General features: G+C 59.0%; 14 protein-coding genes. 6 read left to right on the top strand and 8 right to left on the bottom strand.

Translation table 11 applies throughout. The features are described from left to right. Positions 1 to 4 precede the first annotated feature (4 nt). Together modB and modC are read left to right on the top strand one after the other, a co-directional pair. On the top strand, positions 5 to 685 hold the full coding sequence (gene modB / locus QPL94_RS04785; RefSeq protein WP_137436161.1) for a molybdate ABC transporter permease subunit: 681 nt from the start codon (positions 5 to 7) through the stop codon (positions 683 to 685). Beyond that, complete coding sequence (gene modC / locus QPL94_RS04780; protein ID WP_285355865.1) at positions 682 to 1,761, top strand: molybdenum ABC transporter ATP-binding protein; 1,080 nt, start codon at positions 682 to 684, stop codon at positions 1,759 to 1,761. The genes modB and modC overlap by 4 nt, the downstream gene beginning before the upstream one ends. Before the next feature lie 12 nt (positions 1,762 to 1,773). On the opposite strand, the gene crp is transcribed toward modC, so the two are convergent. Further along, positions 1,774 to 2,415, bottom strand: a complete 642-nt coding sequence (crp, locus tag QPL94_RS04775) for a cAMP-activated global transcriptional regulator CRP (protein ID WP_007153756.1) — start codon at positions 2,413 to 2,415, stop codon at positions 1,774 to 1,776. Positions 2,416 to 2,651: 236 nt separating this feature from the next. Here crp and QPL94_RS04770 point away from each other — a divergent pair, with 236 nt between their 5' ends. From QPL94_RS04770 to QPL94_RS04760, 3 genes are all read left to right on the top strand, one after another. Beyond that, positions 2,652 to 3,074 (top strand): OsmC family protein, encoded by a 423-nt coding sequence (locus tag QPL94_RS04770; RefSeq protein ID WP_285355864.1) that lies wholly within the window; start codon positions 2,652 to 2,654, stop codon positions 3,072 to 3,074. A 201-nt stretch (positions 3,075 to 3,275) separates the two neighbouring features. Then, the gene (gene speD / locus QPL94_RS04765) at positions 3,276 to 4,067 is read left to right on the top strand and encodes an adenosylmethionine decarboxylase (RefSeq protein ID WP_285355863.1); all 792 of its coding nucleotides are present in this window, start codon (positions 3,276 to 3,278) and stop codon (positions 4,065 to 4,067) included. Positions 4,068 to 4,204: 137 nt separating this feature from the next. Further along, positions 4,205 to 5,062: a pirin family protein gene (locus QPL94_RS04760; RefSeq protein ID WP_137436165.1), complete on the top strand. Its 858-nt coding sequence runs from the start codon at positions 4,205 to 4,207 to the stop codon at positions 5,060 to 5,062. Here the strand turns inward: QPL94_RS04760 and QPL94_RS04755 are convergent, their stop codons facing one another. After that, a complete protein-coding gene (locus QPL94_RS04755) occupies positions 5,063 to 5,929 on the bottom strand; it encodes a phosphoribulokinase (RefSeq protein WP_137436166.1) in 867 nt (288 codons plus the stop codon). It lies immediately after the preceding gene. A gap of 18 nt (positions 5,930 to 5,947) precedes the next feature. Next, the gene (locus QPL94_RS04750; protein WP_285355861.1) at positions 5,948 to 9,706 is read right to left on the bottom strand and encodes a DUF1631 family protein; all 3,759 of its coding nucleotides are present in this window, start codon (positions 9,704 to 9,706) and stop codon (positions 5,948 to 5,950) included. Between the two features lie 198 nt (positions 9,707 to 9,904). Between QPL94_RS04750 and QPL94_RS04745 the strand changes: the two genes are divergently transcribed. Further along, positions 9,905 to 10,945, top strand: a complete 1,041-nt coding sequence (locus tag QPL94_RS04745) for an aminopeptidase (RefSeq protein WP_285355860.1) — start codon at positions 9,905 to 9,907, stop codon at positions 10,943 to 10,945. On the opposite strand, the gene argA is transcribed toward QPL94_RS04745, so the two are convergent. From argA to QPL94_RS04720, 5 genes are read right to left on the bottom strand one after another with little or no spacing between them, the layout of a single operon-like run. After that, positions 10,916 to 12,226 carry an amino-acid N-acetyltransferase gene (gene argA / locus QPL94_RS04740; protein ID WP_285355859.1) on the bottom strand — a complete coding sequence of 437 codons (1,311 nt, stop codon included), beginning with the start codon at positions 12,224 to 12,226 and terminating at the stop codon, positions 10,916 to 10,918. The genes QPL94_RS04745 and argA overlap by 30 nt on opposite strands. Before the next feature lie 18 nt (positions 12,227 to 12,244). Continuing rightward, positions 12,245 to 13,405, bottom strand: coding sequence for an acetylornithine deacetylase (gene argE, locus QPL94_RS04735; RefSeq protein ID WP_285355857.1), 1,161 nt, complete (start codon positions 13,403 to 13,405; stop codon positions 12,245 to 12,247). A 26-nt stretch (positions 13,406 to 13,431) separates the two neighbouring features. Next, positions 13,432 to 14,685, bottom strand: a complete 1,254-nt coding sequence (locus tag QPL94_RS04730) for an LSm family protein (protein WP_285355856.1) — start codon at positions 14,683 to 14,685, stop codon at positions 13,432 to 13,434. Positions 14,686 to 14,707: 22 nt separating this feature from the next. Next, a complete protein-coding gene (gene argB, locus QPL94_RS04725) occupies positions 14,708 to 15,604 on the bottom strand; it encodes an acetylglutamate kinase (RefSeq protein ID WP_137436172.1) in 897 nt (298 codons plus the stop codon). Between the two features lie 58 nt (positions 15,605 to 15,662). Then, a complete protein-coding gene (locus QPL94_RS04720) occupies positions 15,663 to 18,293 on the bottom strand; it encodes a phosphomannomutase/phosphoglucomutase (RefSeq protein WP_285355855.1) in 2,631 nt (876 codons plus the stop codon). Between the last annotated feature and the right edge of the window lie 3 nt (positions 18,294 to 18,296).

The raw sequence follows: 18,296 nt of genomic DNA, 5'->3' as shown, positions 1-18,296 counted from the left end.
ATCAATGAGCCCGGAATGGCAGACCGTCTGGCTGACCCTGAAACTTGCCGGCATCACCACCGCCCTGTTGATGGTTATCGGAACCCCCATTGCCTGGTGGCTCGCCCGCAGTAACCATTGGCTCCGGCAACCCGTCGCCGCGATTGTGGCGCTGCCACTGGTACTCCCACCTACCGTACTGGGTTTTTACCTGCTGTTACTGATGGGCCCGGAGGGCATAGTAGGCACGCTGACGAAGACCCTCGGGCTTGGCACCCTGCCCTTCACCTTTGCCGGGCTGGTGATTGCCTCTGTGATCTATTCCCTGCCCTTCACGGTGCAGCCATTGCAGAATGTGTTTTCCACCGTCAACGAACGGATGCTGGAGGTTGCAGCCACACTGCGGGCATCGCCGCTGGATCGGTTCTTCTCAGTGGTGATTCCTCTGGCCCGCCCCGGGTTCCTCACCGCAGCGGTGCTGACTTTCGCCCACACCCTGGGTGAATTCGGCGTGGTATTGATGATCGGCGGCAATATTCCCGGCGAAACCCGGGTGCTGTCTGTGGCTATCTACGACCATGTGGAAACCCTTGAATACGCCAAAGCCCACCTGCTGGCCGGGGGCATGCTGGTGTTTTCATTCCTCGTGTTGCTGACTCTCTACCTGATCAACGGGCGCCTGAATAACGGGAACCTGAAATCATGAATGAGCCCGGAATCCTTGCCCGCGTCGCAATTGGTTTTGACCGTTTCCGGCTGGATGTCGACCTGCAACTGCCGGGCAACGGTGTGACTGCCCTGTTCGGCCATTCCGGCTGCGGCAAAACCACGCTGCTACGATGCATTGCCGGTCTGCAGGAATGCGCTGGCCACCTGTCCGTCAACGGAGATGTGTGGCAGGACGGCACCAGCTGCCTGCCAGTCCATCAACGCCCGCTGGCCTACGTATTTCAGGAAACCAGCCTGTTCCCCCATCTGTCGGTCAACGGCAATCTGAATTTTGGCTACCGCCGAACTCCGGCAGCACAGCGCCGGATTCATCCACAGCAGGTTATTGACTGGCTGGGGCTCTCGCATTTACTGGACCGACGGCCGGAACGGCTCTCCGGCGGCGAACGCCAGCGCGTGGCTATCGCCCGTGCCCTGCTGACCAGCCCCCGACTGTTGCTGATGGACGAACCCCTGTCGGCACTGGACCAGGCCAGCAAGCGGGACATCCTGCCCTACCTGGAAACCCTGCGGGACAGCCTGGACATCCCGATCATCTATGTATCCCACTCAGCCGCAGAGGTAGCCAGGCTTGCGGATAACATTGTGATGATGGATCAGGGCCGGGTGGTCGCCGAAGGTGGACTGCAAGAGACACTGGCCCGCCCTGACCAGCCATTTGCTCTTGAGCACGATGCCGCCGTGATCGTTCCTGCGATCATCCGGGAGCGGGACCTGCAGTGGCACCTCTGTCGCGCCGAATTCGAGGGGGGCAGCCTGTGGCTGCGGGATGACCGCCAGTCCGAAACCGGCACCCGGGTCAGACTGCAGATACTGGCGCGTGACGTGAGCATCGCCCTGGCCGCCAATCACGACCAGAGCATCCAGAACCTGCTTCCGGCCAGGGTGATGGATATGGCTGCGGAACATCGCCCCGGCATGACAACGGTGCGACTCCAGGCGGGCAAGACCTCGTTCCTGTCCCGGATCACCAGCCGCTCGGCGCATCAGCTGGGGCTCAGCCCCGGCATGGATGTCTGCCTGCAGATCAAGAGCGTGGCCATTGTTGAGTAATACAAGGCCCGCCTAGCGGGTTCCGTAAACCACCATGGTCTTGCCCTTGACGCGGACCAGGCCCTGGTCTTCCAGAGTTTTGAGTACTCGGCCAACCATCTCGCGGGAACAGCCCACAATACGGCCGATCTCCTGGCGGGTGATCTTGATCTGCATGCCATCCGGGTGGGTCATGGCATCCGGTTCCTTGCACAGGTCCAGCAGGGTACGGGCAACACGGCCGGTCACGTCCAGGAAGGCCAGGTCGCCCACCTTGCGCGTGGTCTGGCGCAGGCGCGAGGCCATCTGCTCACCAATGAAATACAGCACCCTGGGGTCCTGCTGGGCGATTTCGCGGAACTTGGTGTAACTGATTTCGGCAACTTCACACTCGGTCTTGGCCTTTACCCAGGCACTGCGGGAGTCCATGTTGTCGAACAGCCCCATCTCACCGAAGAAGTCCCCGGCGTTCAGGTAAGCCATGATCATCTCGCGGCCATCGTCATCCTCGATAATGACGGTAACGGACCCTTTGACGATATAGAACAGGGAATCGCTTTTATCCCCCGCATAGATGATGGTGCTCTTGGCAGGGTAACGCCGGCGATGGCATTGCGAAAGAAAATAGTCGAGGTGTTTGGTTTTCTGCTCAACCGGCTTGACGATAGTGGCCATAGTGCGAGTCATGCCTCCTGATTACTGGCGGGATCCCAATGTTTTTATTCACCCTGCTTTCCGTGCGGGTTTATTCATTATGAACGCAACTTATAACAAGAAGGCACCCTTTCGGCAACCTGAAACAGTATAGACCACATCAGTGGCACTGCCTTTTACGAGGCTGCCGGGCCAACCCGGATATGCTAGCATCCCTGCCAATTGTACGTTATATCCCATCCGGAGCACGAAAACAGATGAAAGCAACCATTGACTGGACCGGCGATGCCAGCTTCAGGGCAACCAGTGGCAGCGGCCACGCGATACAGATGGACGGGCCTCCTGACCATGGCGGTAAGGATCTGGGGCCAAGGCCGATGGAGATGATGCTGATGGGGCTGGGCGGTTGCTCCTCCTTTGACGTCATGAGCATCCTGCAGAAAAGCCGTCAGGATGTGACTGCCTGCCACGCCGAACTGGAAGCAGAACGCGCTGACGCGGTGCCAGCCGTGTTCACCCGCATTCATCTGCACTTTGTGGTCACCGGGCGCAAGCTGAAGGAAAACCTGGTGAAAAGAGCGGTCAGCCTTTCTGCGGAAAAGTACTGTTCCGCTTCCATCATGCTGGAAAAAGCCGGAGTGGAAATCACCCACAGCCACGAGATCCGCGAGGCGTCCTGAATCGGGACAAATTCGGGTGCTACAATATTGCCCCGAACTCTACCAAAATCGAGGGTCGGTGTGCATAATACGCACCCTCTCCGCCGGTCTGCGCAAAAGGTAAACAACCCGGTCAGTTATCGGTGGCGGACTTGGTGGCATTCTTGTAACAGGCAGGCATGACCACTGACACTCATCTCCAGTCACTTGGGGGGGCAGAACATGGAAACCAAACTACAGCTGCATGGTTTCAACAACCTGACCAAATCGTTGAGCTTCAACATCTACGACATCTGTTTTGCGCAGACCGAAGAGCAAACTGAAGCCTATATTGACTACATCGACGAGATGTACAATGCCGAGCGTCTGACCCAGATCCTCACGGATGTGGTCAAGATTATCGGGGCCAATGTGCTCAATATTGCACGCCAGGACTACGAGCCTCACGGCGCCTCGGTGACCATGCTGATTGCCGAGCACGAGCTCAGCAACGGCGAGCCGGATAACGAAGAGTCTCCAGGCCCGCTGCCGGATGCCATCGTGGCACACCTGGACAAGAGCCATGTGACGGTACATACCTATCCCGAGAGCCACCCCCACGACGGCGTGAGCACTTTCCGCGCCGACATCGACGTATCCACCTGCGGCCTGATTTCGCCGCTGAAGGTGCTGAACTACCTGATCCACAGCTTTGATTCCGACGTGGTCACCGTGGACTACCGTGTGCGGGGCTTTACCCGCGACGTGGACGGCACCAAGCACTATATTGATCACGACATCAACTCGATCCAGAACTACCTGACTGAAGACACCCAGAATGCCTACCAGATAATTGACGTCAACGTGTACCAGGAGAACATGTTCCACACCAAGATGATGCTCAAGAACTTCAAACTGGATAACTACGTGTTCGGAGTCAATGCCAGCGATCTGGACCCACAGGAAGCGCAGTCCATTGAAGACCGCCTGAGGCGGGAGATGCTGGAGATTTTCTACTCCCGCAACGTGGAATAGCCTCATCTGGTGCCGGTGATGGCCTGCCATCACCGGATCTTCAGTTTTTTTGATGTCTCCTTCCAGAATTCTCCGGTTTATTCCTCTGCCTTCGAGGGCGTCTAATAGACGCTATACCCCTTGAGGAGGAGCAAACCATGTCCCTGCGAGCTGTAAAACAAACCATCCCTGCCCTGGAAACCTCTGACGGTGCCGGTGTGCGCATCAAGCGCTCCATCGGACAACATCAGAACATCCGTCTTGACCCCTTCCTGATGCTGGATGAATTCGGTTCCGACCAGCCCCAGGACTACATTGCCGGCTTCCCGTCCCACCCTCACCGAGGGTTTGAGACGGTTACCTACATGATCGAGGGCCACATGCTCCACGAAGATCATCTGGGCAACCGTGGCAATCTCAAAAACGGAGGCGTGCAGTGGATGACCGCCGGGCGCGGCATTGTGCACTCGGAAATGCCCCAGCAGGAATCCGGACAGATGCGCGGCTTCCAGCTGTGGCTCAATTTGCCGGCTGCAGAAAAGATGAAACCAGCGGGTTACCGAGATATCCAGCCTGAGGACATACCGGCCATTACCGTTGACGGCGGCCTGGTAAAACTGATTGCCGGCACGGTAACCGTTGACGGGCAAGAGCATCAGGGAGCTGTCAGCGGAGGCAGTACCCGCCCCCTGTATGCGGATATTCACCTGGCCCCGGGGAAAGAAGCTCTGCTGCCGGTCAACCCGGAGCTGGATGGCATGCTGTATCTCTACGCCGGTGACGCGTCACTGGTATCGGACAAGGGCACGCAGGCTCTACAGGCCTCGGCCGCCAGCGTCCTGTCGGCGGGTGACAGCATCCGGATCGGCGCCGGTGAGAACGGCGCGCGTCTGCTGCTGATCGCCGGAAAACCGATTGGCGAACCCGTGGTTCAGTACGGCCCGTTCGTTATGAACAGCCGGGAAGAGATTGAGCAGACGCTGCGGGATTATCGTGACGGACGCCTGACCGCCTGATCACGCGAAGGGTTTGCGGGCCATCAACTCTGACACCAGCGGCCGCATGATCAGATCCATGGCCAGGGACAGCTTGGTCCCGGGAATGACCAGCGTGTCGTGACGGGACAGGCTGCTGCCGGCAATCATCTGCAGCAGATAGGGAAAGTCCACATCCGTCGGGTCACGGAAATGAATAACGATCAGGCTCTCATCTTCGGTGGGAACATCCCGGACAACAAAGGGGTTGGACGTATCCACCAGGGGGATGCGCTGGAAGTTCACATGGGTGTGGGTAAATTGTGGGACAATATCATGCACATAATCGTCCATGCGGTTGATGATGGTTTCCACCACCGCATCCTGTGAATACCCGCGCTTGTTGGTGTCGCGATGGATCTTCTGGATCCACTCCAGATTGACGATAGGCACCACGCCTACCAGCAGGTCCACATATTGGGCAATGTTATAGGCCTCGCTGACCACCCCGCCATGGAGTCCCTCGTAGAAGAGTAAATCCGTTTCCGGTGCAAGTGGCCCCCACGGTGTGAACGTACCCGCCTTGTGGCCCGCCTCGATCAGCTTCCTGTCTTCGTCGTGAACGTACTGACGGAACTGGCCGCTGCCGGTGTGGCCATAGTCGTAGAACAGAGCTTCCAGCTTGTCGATATGGTTTGCGGCCAGTGCAAAATGGTTGCGCTCACCAAACTGGCCCTTGGCGGCAAGACGAGCCATTTGCTCACGATTGTAGCGGTGAAAGCTGTCGCCACTGACCATGGCGGCCCGAAGCCCTTCGCTGGAAAACAGCCGGCTGAAGATCTCGCCCGTGGTGGTGGTTCCGGCACCTGAGGAGCCGGTAACCGCGATAATCGGATGGCGCTTTGACATAACAGGGGGTCCGGAAAGTCAGTCCAGGCTGGTGAGCAGCCGCGGCTTTTCGATGATGAAACCCTGAGCATAATCCACACCCAGACTGGCCAGCATATCGAGAACCCCGCGGGTTTCAACCTGTGAGGCAATGACTTCCCGTTTCATGTAGTGAGCCATGTCGACCATCGACTTCACCATGGCCTGATCCGTTTCACTGGTATCCAGTTGATTGGTGAAGGCTCTGTCCAGCTTGATAAAGTCCACAGGAAGGCTGCGCATGAACTGGAACGACGTTGGCCCGCTACCGAAATCGCCCAGACAGAACCGGCATCCAAGCTCCTTCATTTCCTCGATGAACTCGGAAATGCCCTGAAGATCGTTGATGGCCGAGGCTTCGGTAATCTCGAACCAGATTCTTTCAATGGGGGCGTCTTTCTGGCTCAGCTTGTCGTAGATGAACTCCATCAACAGCTGATCGTTCAGCGAATGCCCGGACAGGTTTATGCAAATTCCACCCATGTGCTCCGGATCGGGTGCCTTGTCCCGCAGCCAGTCCAGCATCTGGCCCACCACCCAGCGATCAACTGCCTGCATACGGTCATAGCGCTCCGCCATACGGACAAAATCCTTGCCGGTAATCAGGTTGCCGGTGTCGTCATACATGCTGATAAGAATCTCATACTGTGGCGACATCGTGGTGTGTGGGTGAAGTGGAATAATCTTCTGGCATCGCAGCAGCATGCGTTCTTCATTCAGATCCCCCAGGTTGGCCACCTTGGCGGCAATCTGCTCCTGGCGTGCGTGGTCGTGGGCGTCCAGGGAATATTCCATCACCTTGCCATGGCCCCGTTTCTTGGCCGCTTTCATGGCTTCTTCTGATGCCTTCAGCCAGCGTTCGGCATTGGCCAGTGCAGGCATTTCCTGCGCCAGCCCGGCACTGGCTGAAAGGTGATAACTGCCACTGTCAAAACGGAATTCCATGGCCTCGATGGCCGCCACGATCCCCCGGGAAGCCTCCAGGGCAGTTTCCGCCGGCAGCATCAGTGCAAATTCGTTACCGGACAGCCGTGCCAGTGGCATGCCATCCCCCACATGGCTGCGAAGCACATCGGCGACCATGCGCAAGGCTTCATCCCCGGCCTGATAGCCGGCGGTATCGTTGAGAAGGCGAAACTGGCGCAGATCAAGCCGGACCAGTGCGCGCTCATCCTCACGCCGGGCCAGCTGCTGCTCCAGCATACGCTCAAACTCACGGCGCCCCAGCAGGCCGGTCAGCTCATCGTGGGTGGACGCCCAGGACAGCTGGTCATAGACCTTGCGCACCATCCGGTCGATGCTTTCATCCACCAGTGGACGCTCGTACTGACTGTCGGGAACGATAATCCCTTTGCGCATATGCTGGGCCAGTGCCTCCAGCTCCAGCTCCACTACCCGCATACCCTGGTGGTTAACAAACACAAAGCGGCTGAACCCCCTGGCCACCCACACCAGGCGAATGTACTGGGGCTCGTCCGGCTTCTCCTGATCCTTGAGCCAGTCCCCGGTGCGCAATTGCTGGGCACGGTTGACCCAGCGCTGCAGGCTGCGCTGCTCGCGCTCGGAGAGGGCCTGTTTCTTGTCGTCTTCACTCTTCGCCGGCGGGATTTCCACCATGTCGGGCGGGCTGCCAGGACGGCGCACCAGGAACTGCTTGAGCTCGTCACGAATCTGGGAAGACGGCATATGGTTACTGGAGATTGAGGCCAGGCCGTCCTGGATTACCCGCAATAACTCCGGCAGGTTGATGGTATTCTCGGGGTCATCCGCAAAGGTCATCAGTGAATCAATGACCGAAAGATAGTCCTGCCACAGGGGGCTGTCCTGTCCCTGGCGAATCCAGGTCAGCGATAGCAGATCGCGCCAGCCACCGTCCAACAGGCTGACCACCGCCTTCGGTACTTTCCGGCCCGCCAGTTTCTGTTCCAGCACGGCCGCCACTGCCTTCTTGGATTCGGACACCTTCTGGGCGCCCTCGGCGGCGGCCGTTACGCGCTCCACGTTGCGTCGATACACCAGATTCTGGCGATCTATCAGGCCATCCAGTTCCTGTACCGCGCTCTCGAAGACTCCGGTGTCCTGCTCAAAATCAGTGGCAATACGCTGAATCAGTTCATCAATCCGCCGCTGCACTACCGGATTGATGCGGCCGCCCTTCACACCCAGTTGCGCCAGCCGGTTCATTACACCGCGTACCGGGCTGTCCTGATCGTCAAAAAACTCCGGATCCCGCATGACCACTTTCAGCACCGGCACTTCCAGCTGGCGCATCCGTGACTGGGCATATTCACTGAGTTTGGGGCTTTCCACCACACTGCTGAAGAATCGGTCTACCACGTCCAGGGTGCTTTGCTCCTCTTCCCCCAGTGCGTGCTCTCCACTCTCCCTGACCCGTTCCACAACACGTTCGCGAAGGGACGGCTGTTCAGGACTGGCGTTCGCTGCCTGCAACTGAAGCTCCTGCAGCTGCTTCTGCAATTCGCCGGCGGAAAGCTCTCTGGCCCCGGGGGAAAACTCCACCGGTGCCATATCGCCCCGGGCCAGGCGGCTGGCCGTCAGAGTACCAAGCAGATTCTTCACAGTTGCAAAGGCCGTCTGGGCGGCCGATGCATAACCACGGAATTCAGAGGACGCTTTCCGGCCCGGAAAGCGGGTCATTTTGCGCTCGGGGGTCGGCGTCTCGCTGGCGGTCGCGGTCGTCTCCTGCGCCGGCACCTCCGGTCTGGGCGGGACCGGCGACTTCTTTTTGCTATCCACGCTCTCCGCGGGTGCCTGTTCGCTCAGATACTTGCTCAGGTCCAGATCCGGTAACACGCCATGACGCACCAGAATATTATTCAACTCCCGGTAGAGGGGGCCAAGATGCATCAGTACAGACTTTTCAAACGCCTTGAGACAGACCTTCTCCACCTCCCGGCCGGCCTTGAGCAGGTTCAGGCCGGAATGGAAGGATTCGCAGATCAAAGACGGGCCCAGCGGGTTGTGGTGTCCGGTGGAATTGGCGATGCCAAGCTTGTCGAGGCGGAGCTTCAGCTGCAGCAGATCACCTCGATACTGGGTGTCCGCCTTGGTAACCATCACGCGGATCGTCAGCCAGTCTTCAAACTCGCCTTTGTCCACCACCGACAGTTCAGCCCCGGGAGCACCCCTGGGTGCCGGTTTGAGGGGCGATTCCAGGCTCCGCGCCATCTGGTGCCAGATAACCCGTTGGCGCGCCTGAAGCTGGCCGGAAGCATCCATGAATTCATTCGCCTGCTGATCATTGCCCGCCTTATGGGCCGCTTCACGCAGGGCGGCAACCATCTGCACAAAACACGCATCCATCAGCGGCTCGATGTACTGGATAACCGCCTTTGCTGATTGGTGCAGGACGAACTGGACCTTGTCACTGGGCGCCCGTAACGAGGCCCGGTCCTGATGACGATTGCCGCCACACTGTTCCAGCATGGCATTGACAGCCTCCGGATTCGAACGTGTAAACCCCACGCCCATGGCGCCTTCAATTCGGCGCATGACATTGACATACAATTCGTGACGTTTACGGCCGTCAGGGCTGCGAAAACGGACCACCAGTTCCGGTGCGCCCCGCGCAAGCACCTGATCCAGTTTTCTGGACGTCTCCCCGGAATACCGCACAAACAGGCCCTCAGCGCAGAAATCCGCGATCTGACAGGGCAGATTTTCACCACTGCCAACGTCCAGCTGTGCTGCGAGTTTGATCGGTTGGCGGGGACTAGAACGACGATCTTTCGGATCCATGAACTACCTGATATCTGGCGAAGCCTGGTGAACCGGTTATGCAAACTGTTCCGATCACCGGCCGGTATCCCTGAAAGGCAGCGACAGCCGCCTGCTACTTGGGGGAACATAGCTGTAATATAACCCCTGACCCACTCGCCAGCCAGCAACAAAATAACAGCCTGAACCATGACACAGCTTAGTCAGATATATCTTGTTATGCTACTGATAACGACACTTTCCGGGTGTACGACATTAGGCTATTACAGCCAGGCAGTCAGTGGCCACCTGTCACTGATGATGTCCACGCAACCGGTGTCGCAATTGCTCGACGCGCCATCAACGCCGACAGCTCTGCAGCAGAAACTCAGCGTGGCACACGAGGCTCGCAGATTTGCCGCAAACCGGCTTGCACTGCCGGTCGGCGATGCCTTTTCCAGCTATGCCGAACTTGGACGCCCGTGGGTTGTCGTCAACCTGGTGGCGGCGCCGGAATTTTCCCTCGAGGCCCATCGCTGGTGCTATCCGGTCGTTGGCTGCCAGGCCTACCGGGGGTATTACCAGTTGGAGAAGGCGAAAAAGGAGGAACAGTCATTCCTTGCCAGGGGCTACGATACCTTTATCGGTGGTGTCACTGCCTACTCTACCCTGGGCTGGTTTGATGACCCTCTGCATACCGGCTTCACCTCTCTACCCGACAACCGCATGGTCGCCCTCATGTTCCACGAACTGGCCCACCGCGTGGTTTACATCAACGACGATACGGCCTTCAATGAGAGCTTTGCAACTGCAGTGGAACTGGAAGGCCTGCGATTGTGGCTGGATCAGCAGGGTGACGACCAGGGCTTCCAGCGAGCCCTGGCGCGCCTGCGCCAACGCAACCAGACGCTCACCCTGGTTGAGACCGCTTCCGGGCAACTGGAGGCACTCTACAGGCAGCAGGACACACTGACCACCGCCAGGCTTCGACAGCAAAAGGCGCGGATATTCCAGACACTCGGGGACAACTATCGGGCATTGTCAGCCGACTGGGATCAACCCGGCCCCTTCGGAGAGGATCCGGCGGAGCTGAACAACGCCAACCTCGCCCTGTTCAGCCAGTACAACCAGCATGTGCCCGCCTTCCGGCAACTACTGCGGGAGCAGGATGGTGATTTCAGAGCCTTCTATGCGGCGGTGGAGCGCCTCTCCGAACAGCCACAGGACGAGCGCCTGAAAATCCTCGCCCAGCTACGCCAGCACTTTCACGAAAACCTTTGAATTACGCTGGGCATTGTATGACGCCAGCTTGAGCCCGGGCAGCTCACGCACGGTCGATGGCTGAAAACCGCGCTCCCGGAACCAGTGCTCGGTCTGGGTGGTGAGTGCGAACAGCCGCTGGATACCCTGCCCCTTCGCCAGCTTCTCGATCATCGCCAGAATCTCGTCTCCGCGACCTGCCCGGCGATAGGCCTGGTCCACCGCGAAACAGGACAGCTCACCGGCGCTTTCATCCGGGTAGTGATAAAGCGCCGCACACCCCACAATCGTGCCGTCCCGCTCGGCCACCACAAAGCTGCCAATTTCCGTCTCCAGCATTTCCCGTGAGCGACGAACCAGGATGCCCTGTTCCTCAAGCGGCTGGATCAGCTCCAGGATACCGCCGATATCCTCCACCCGGGCCTGGCGGATCTGCTCATAGTTGTCACTGCTGACCAGGGTGCCGGAGCCATCACGGGTGAACAGCTCTTCCAGCAATGCACCATCATCGGCATAGCTGATGATATGGGCCCTGCGCACGCCCCTCACACAGGCATCACAGGCCGCCCGCAACAGATCGCCGTCGTGTCCATGGACCATGCCGGCCGCCAGCCGGTCGGAGGCCTGCCGGGCAGACAGTTCCCGCATCAGCTGGCCGTCATCATCCAGCAACCCCTGATTCTCGGTATACATGATCAGCTTCTCGGCCTGCAATGCAGCGGCGACCTGGCCCCCGACATCTTCGTAGGACAGGTTGAACGCATCCCCCGTAGGCGAATAACCGAGCGGCGGCAACAGCACAATATGCCCGAGCTCCAGCAGCTTCTCGATGCCGGCCACATCCACCCGACGCACCCGGCCTGTATGACCAAAATCAATGCCATCCAGCACTCCCACAGGCCTGGCAGTAACGTAATTACCACTACTTACCCGTATCCGGGCATTATGCATGGGCGAATTCACCAGCCCCATGGAGAGCCGGCTTTCCAGAAACGCCCGCAAACCACCGATTGCCTCCAGCACCAGCGGTAATTGCTGCTCTGGCGTTACCCGCAACCCACGGTGAAAGTTGGATTCCTCACTGGCGTCATCCAATCGCGTTTGAATCTGTGGCCTGGCACCAAAAGCTACCACCAGCTTGATACCTAAGCTACTGAGCAATGCTATGTCATGAATGATATTGATCAGGTTGCCATGAGCAATCGCATCGCCCCCAATGGTCAACACCACTGTGCGACCACGGTGAGCGTTTATATAAGGCGATGAGTGGCGGAATCCATGCAACCATTCGTTCGATTTCAAACTCTTCTCCTGCGAGCGTTAAAGGCAGAATTCTTTGATGAGTCCCTTGAGGATTCTTACAGCCGGGTCCAGTTGTGACAGCTCCAGAAACTCGTCCGGTTGGTGGGCCTGGTCGATATAGCCGGGGCCCATGACCAGGGTTTCCAATCCCAGTTTCTGTAACCAGGGGGCTTCAGTGGCAAAAGCTACCGCCTCTGCCGTGTGGCCTGTGAGTTTTTCGCAGGCCCGGACCAGTTGGGCGTCGGCCGGGGTTTCGAAGGGTGGTACGCCGTCAAACAATGGCTCGAACTCCATCGAGAGCTCACGCTTTTTCGCCAGCGGCTGCAGCTTGTGGAGAATCTCCTGGCGCAATGCATTCATGTCCATGCCCGGCAACGGCCGCAGGTCAAAGTGCAACTCGCAACGGCCACAAATGCGGTTGGGGTTGTCGCCGCCGTGAATGCAGCCCAGGTTCATGGTGGGCACCTGCACCTTGAAATTGGGGTTGCTGTACTGTGCCTGCCAACCCGAACGCAGGGCCAGCAGTTCGCCGAGTGCCTCGTGCATGCCTTCCATGGCATTGCGGCCCAGGGAGGGGTCTGAGGAGTGGCCGGATTGGCCTTCGAATACCAGCCGCTCCATCATGATGCCCTTGTGCATGCGCACGGGTTTGAGGCCGGTAGGCTCGCCAATAACGGCATAGCGGGCCTTGGGGCGGCCGGCTTCGGCGAGCGCGCGGGCGCCGTTCATGGAGCTTTCTTCGTCGGCAGTGGCAAGGATGATCAGCGGCTGCTTCAGTTCCTCATCCACAAAGGCCCGCGCCGCTTCGATGGCCAGCGGGAAAAAACCTTTCATGTCACAGGTGCCCAGACCGTACCAGCGGTCGTCCCGCTCGGTCAGGGTAAACGGGTCACTCTGCCAGCGTTTGTCGTCATAGGGCACGGTATCCGTGTGACCGGAGAGCACCAGGCCACCGGGGCCGCTGCCGAGGGTGGCGATCATGTTGTATTTGCCGGGCATACCCGGAACTTCAAGCAGCTCGACGTTAAAGCCCATGGGCTCCAGCCATTCGGCCAGGGTGCGCACCACCGGCTCGTTGCTCTGGTCCCATTCTGCAGAGGCACTGCTGATTGAGGGCTGAGAGATCAGCTTCGTCAGCATCTCGCGAACGCCAGGCAAATGTTGTGTGGATCCGGACATAGATAAATCTCCGCCCCGTCTCCGGGCTAGCGGGTCTGGCCGCGACGCCAGACCTCAAAAGTTGCAATCAGTCGAATGGCAAGGGGATAGGCAACCTCGCCACCATCGGTCAGCCGCGCGATTTCCATCCGCGAGTCGCCGACACTCACCAGGCGGCCTTCTACAACGTTACCATTCTCCAGGGTGACTCTCACCGTCTGTCCGATCCAGGATTCAGCATCGTCTTTGTCCCTGACGTTCCAACCGGCGACAATGTCGGCGCTGCCATCCATACCCCCATCGGTGACTACCGGCTCCAGCATGGCGTCCGGCCGCTCCGGCAATTCCGGTTCCACGCTGGTCAGATAGACGTCCGGCACTTGCGAGCGGTTATAGCGGACATCCAGACTGGCGCCTTCCGCTTCCCCGCCGCCCCTCACGGGCACACCCCACACCGGGGCCGACGGATCCACATCCAGGGTCAGCTCACCACCTTCGGTCAGCCACTGTCGATACAGTGCCAGCAGCTGGTCACTGGCACTGAAACCACGGGCCCTGAGCGCTTCGCTGAAGGCATCCATAACAATGCTGGTCCATTCGCCGGTCTCTACTCCGGATTCCCGGGAACAATAGGCTGCCACCCGGCGCATCAGGCCGCCGTCACGCAGCGTCACCGTCATTGCCGAGGTGGTGGACTCCGCAATGCCGGGCAGGTCCAGCGGATTGAGCCTTGCCCCTGGCCAGTCCACGTCTACGCTGCCGGCATTGACAGTTGTCAGTTCACCGTAAACACCGTCCACACGCTGGATAACCAGCGCTTCACCAGACACCCCGGAGATCCCCAGCCGAAGCAGGTCACCGCTCCCCAGGTGCTGACGATGGTCGGGACCGCAAACCGGAGAAAACAGCGCCGGAGTCACCTCACTGCCGGCAGTCACCCAGTTGCGGAACATGTTGGTATCCAGTTTCAGGCGCAGATTTTCCGCTTGCAGGGACCAGTGTCCTGGAAGATCTGCCGGATCCAGCAACGCGCTTAGCAGCGCCAGTGGGGAGCCGGCGTCAAACATCAAACGGTCAAACTCAACGGGTTGGGTCAGGCGGAAGTGCTGATAACCGCCGTTACCCAGCACCAGCCGACCCTCAATACCGGAACGGATCTCACCCCGGTCAATCACACCGGCGTCTTCCACTGCCTTGCGGGCCTCGGCAAGCCGCTGATCCGCCAGCCACCAGACCGCACCTTTGAATGACAGGTAGCCGATCAGGGCCAGGACAACCAGAAAGGTGAACAGGCGCTTCATGAATCGTTCCTCTCGGGCGTCATCAGTTACGGGATATCAGCGTACCCACACCTTCATCCGTGAAGATCTCCAGCAACGTGGCATGGGCCACACGGCCATCAATGATATGGGAGGTACGAACGCCGTTCTCCACCGCACTCAGGGCGCAGCGAATCTTCGGCAGCATGCCACCGTGGATGGTGCCGTCTTCGATCAGTTCGTTGACCTGTTTCGCTGTCAATCCGGTCAGTACCTTGCCGTCCTTGCTCTTGAGGCCCGAGACGTTGGTCAGCAGGATCAGCTTTTCAGCCTTCATGGCTTCAGCCACCTTACCCGCCACCAGATCTGCGTTGATGTTGTAAGACGCGCCGTCGGGGCCAACACCAATAGGTGCAATCACCGGAATCACATTGCTGCGGGTGAGCATTTCAATAACGTCGACGTTGACGCTGTCCACTTCGCCCACATGGCCAATATCGATGATTTCCGGGCGCTCGAGTTCGGGAGAGCGGTTCATGACTTCCAGCTTGCGGGCGCGGATCAGATTCGCATCCTTGCCCGTCAGGCCCACGGCGGTGCCGCCGTGTGAATTGATCAGGGAAACAATCTGCTTGTTCACCTGGCCGCCCAGCACCATTTCCACCACGTCCATGGTCTGGCTGTCGGTGACCCGCATGCCGTTCACGAAGTTGGACTTGATGTTGAGGCGCTCCAGCAACTCGCCTATCTGTGGCCCGCCGCCGTGGACCACAATGGGATTGATCCCCACGAGCTTCATCAGCACTACATCCCGGGCGAAGCTGCTTTTCAGCTCCTCGTTTTCCATGGCGTTGCCGCCGTATTTGATCACGACTGTTTTGCCGGTAAACCGCTGAATATAGGGCAGGCCCTTACTCAGTACTGCCGACACCTGCATTGCTGTTTCACGATCCAGAGCCATTCACATTGCCTTGTTGGTCAGAAATCTCATCATGGGTTTTGCGATTATTCCAGAGCCGTCAGAAATCCGCGACAAGATCCGGCGCCACTTTCTGTAGCTGTTCCCGGAAAACGGCCTTGATGCGCTCCAGAGCTTGCTCCGTCTCTGCCTCAAAACGAAGGACCAGCGCCGGTGTGGTATTGGAAGCACGGCACAGGCCCCAGCCATCGGTATATTCCACACGAATACCGTCAATCGTGCTGATGTTCGCCTCACCAAAGTTGCCTTCCTTGCCCAGGCGCTCCATTAACGCGAACTTGGTGTCTTCCGATACAGCCACATTCAGCTCCGGCGTACTGATGTCCTCGGGAAAATCCTCAAAGACCTCATCACAATGACGGTCCTCGATACCCAGGATTTCCAGCAGCCTGGCAGCCGAGTACAGGCCATCGTCAAAGCCATACCAGCGCTCACCGAAGAAGATATGGCCACTCATCTCGCCGGCCAACAGGGCTCCCGTTTCCTTCATCTTCGCTTTCATCAGGGAGTGGCCGGATTTCCACATGATCGGCCGTCCACCCGCCTCGGAAATCACCCCGGCCAGACGGCGGCTGCATTTCACGTCGTAAAGCACGTCGGCACCCGGATTACGTGATACCACATCCCGGGCAAAGAGCATCAGCAGCCGGTCGGGCCAGATGATCTTGCCGGTGTTGGTCACCACACCCAGGCGGTCGCCATCGCCGTCGAAGGCAAGGCCGATGTCTGCGCCTTCGGCCTTCACACGCTCGATCAGATCTACCAGGTTTTCGGGCTTGCCCGGGTCGGGATGATGATTGGGGAAGTTGCCATCCACGTCGCAGTGAAGTGGAATTACCTCACAGCCCAGCTCTTCGATCAGCAGCGGCCCGAGTTCACCGGCAATGCCATTGCCGGCATCCAGCACCACCTTGAGGGGAGCGGCCACCGCAATATCACCAACGATGCGATCCAGGTACGCACGGCGCACATCTTCCGAAGACTGGCTGCCATGACCGCTGGCGAAATCACCGGTACGGATTCGCTGCAACAGTTTCTGGATGGCGTCACCGGACAGGGTTTCGCCCCCCAGCATGATTTTAAGGCCGTTGTAGTTGGCCGGGTTGTGGCTGCCGGTGACCATGACGCCGGAACCGGTACCCAGTTCATGGGTGGCAAAATAGAGCACGGGGGTTGGCACCGCGCCTACGTGAACGACATTGCATCCGGTCGCCATGACCCCCCTGGCCAGGGCGTCGGCCAGTTCGGGGCTGGAATGACGGCCATCGTAGCCGATACACAGGCTGTCCATGCCGCGCGCTATGGCCTCACTGCCTATGGCGCGCCCGATGACCGTTACGATATCGGGCGTCAGGGTTTCATCAACAATGCCGCGGATGTCGTAAGCCCGGAATATGGTGTCGGAAACCTCTGCTTCCGGTAATTGCACCTCTTCTACGTCCGGCGTGTCTTCCGCGCCACCGGAACCACCAAACCCCAGTACGTCGTCGTCACCGTCCAGCATATCGATATCGAGCATATCCTTGTCCTGGAACAGTGGCTCGTCGGCGGCGGGCTTTGTCGCCTGCCCGCCACTGCCCGGCTTCGGACGCGCCGATTCGCCGGCCTTGGCCACACGTTTTTCCACCACCTGGGAAAGCCGGTGAAGCACTTCAGCGGTCGACGCCACCATGTCCCACTTCAGCGTGGGTGGTTTTATCCTTTCGCCACCAAATACCTTGTGGGCCCACTGGATCAGCACGGTAACATCCTGCCGCAGCCCTCTCTGGGCACTACCCAGGAGCAGCCAGACCACAATCGCTGCAATCACCGCAGGAACCAGCGCAAGGATTATCGCCAGCGTGCTGTTGAACAGCGGAGCCGGGGCTGAGGCGGGCCGGTACTGGAGCTCCCAGTCCGGGTTGGTGAGCTCACGGGTCTGGACCGGACCATTGCCGCTACCCTGACTCACAATGGTGCGGTTCGAACCGTTAACGGACTGTATCAGCGAGAACTGCCCGCCCAGTTCCTGGTTGATGCCCGTCATCAGTGGTTGCAACTGCGCGGTACTGAAAACCACCAGCACACTGCCGACAACAGCACGGCTCTGGGGGTTGCGAACCGGGGCGGCCATCTGCAGGTACCATTGCCCGTCCCGCGGGAAGGCATCCGGATAGAGCCTCTGGCCGGTTTCCGCCCGCCGGGCAAGATCCAGGCCGGCAAAACCCAGGGTAGGTTCGCTGGCACTGCGGGGAATCTCCCCATAAGCAAACAGGTACACCGCCTCGATCGCCGGCAAGGTCCCGACAAGATCCGCAGCCGTCTCTTCAGTGGATGCCTCACCACGCAGTGCAGCCCGCACATGATCCTGGGCGGCTATGCCCTCCACCGCAGACTGAAGCAGCGAAAGCTGTTGGTTAATCCTGACCGCAGCCGTGTCGGCCTCCAGGGCGGCCTGCATGTCATAGCGACGGGCCTCGGAAGGAGCGGCAAACAGAAAATAAAGCAGGGCAGCCGATATCGCCCCCGCTAAGACAACAACCAGAGCCTGGCTGACAGAAACAGAACTTAGCCGTTTATGACGCGGGCCATTTGCCGATTTCTTGTCTTTGCTCTGTTTTTTTGCCGATTTCCTGTCTGGATTCTTGTCAGGTGCAGCCTCGTCAGAGTTCTTCTTTTTGCCAAGCTTCATAGT

The organism is Marinobacter sp. SS13-12, assembly GCF_030227115.1.
Lineage (GTDB): Bacteria > Pseudomonadota > Gammaproteobacteria > Pseudomonadales > Oleiphilaceae > Marinobacter.
Note: the sequence above shows the minus strand (reverse complement) of the source record. Positions and strands in the feature narration are given on the sequence as shown.

What these genes read in the sequence shown, in the direction of transcription:
- modB (WP_137436161.1), top strand. Translation starts at nt 5, where the DNA reads ATGAGCCCGGAATGGCAGACCGTCTGGCTGACCCTGAAACTTGCCGGC.
- modC (WP_285355865.1), top strand. Translation starts at nt 682, where the DNA reads ATGAATGAGCCCGGAATCCTTGCCCGCGTCGCAATTGGTTTTGACCGT.
- crp (WP_007153756.1), bottom strand. Translation starts at nt 2,415, where the DNA reads ATGGCCACTATCGTCAAGCCGGTTGAGCAGAAAACCAAACACCTCGAC.
- QPL94_RS04770 (WP_285355864.1), top strand. Translation starts at nt 2,652, where the DNA reads ATGAAAGCAACCATTGACTGGACCGGCGATGCCAGCTTCAGGGCAACC.
- speD (WP_285355863.1), top strand. Translation starts at nt 3,276, where the DNA reads ATGGAAACCAAACTACAGCTGCATGGTTTCAACAACCTGACCAAATCG.
- QPL94_RS04760 (WP_137436165.1), top strand. Translation starts at nt 4,205, where the DNA reads ATGTCCCTGCGAGCTGTAAAACAAACCATCCCTGCCCTGGAAACCTCT.
- QPL94_RS04755 (WP_137436166.1), bottom strand. Translation starts at nt 5,929, where the DNA reads ATGTCAAAGCGCCATCCGATTATCGCGGTTACCGGCTCCTCAGGTGCC.
- QPL94_RS04750 (WP_285355861.1), bottom strand. Translation starts at nt 9,706, where the DNA reads ATGGATCCGAAAGATCGTCGTTCTAGTCCCCGCCAACCGATCAAACTC.
- QPL94_RS04745 (WP_285355860.1), top strand. Translation starts at nt 9,905, where the DNA reads ATGCTACTGATAACGACACTTTCCGGGTGTACGACATTAGGCTATTAC.
- argE (WP_285355857.1), bottom strand. Translation starts at nt 13,405, where the DNA reads ATGTCCGGATCCACACAACATTTGCCTGGCGTTCGCGAGATGCTGACG.
- QPL94_RS04730 (WP_285355856.1), bottom strand. Translation starts at nt 14,685, where the DNA reads ATGAAGCGCCTGTTCACCTTTCTGGTTGTCCTGGCCCTGATCGGCTAC.
- argB (WP_137436172.1), bottom strand. Translation starts at nt 15,604, where the DNA reads ATGGCTCTGGATCGTGAAACAGCAATGCAGGTGTCGGCAGTACTGAGT.
- QPL94_RS04720 (WP_285355855.1), bottom strand. Translation starts at nt 18,293, where the DNA reads ATGAAGCTTGGCAAAAAGAAGAACTCTGACGAGGCTGCACCTGACAAG.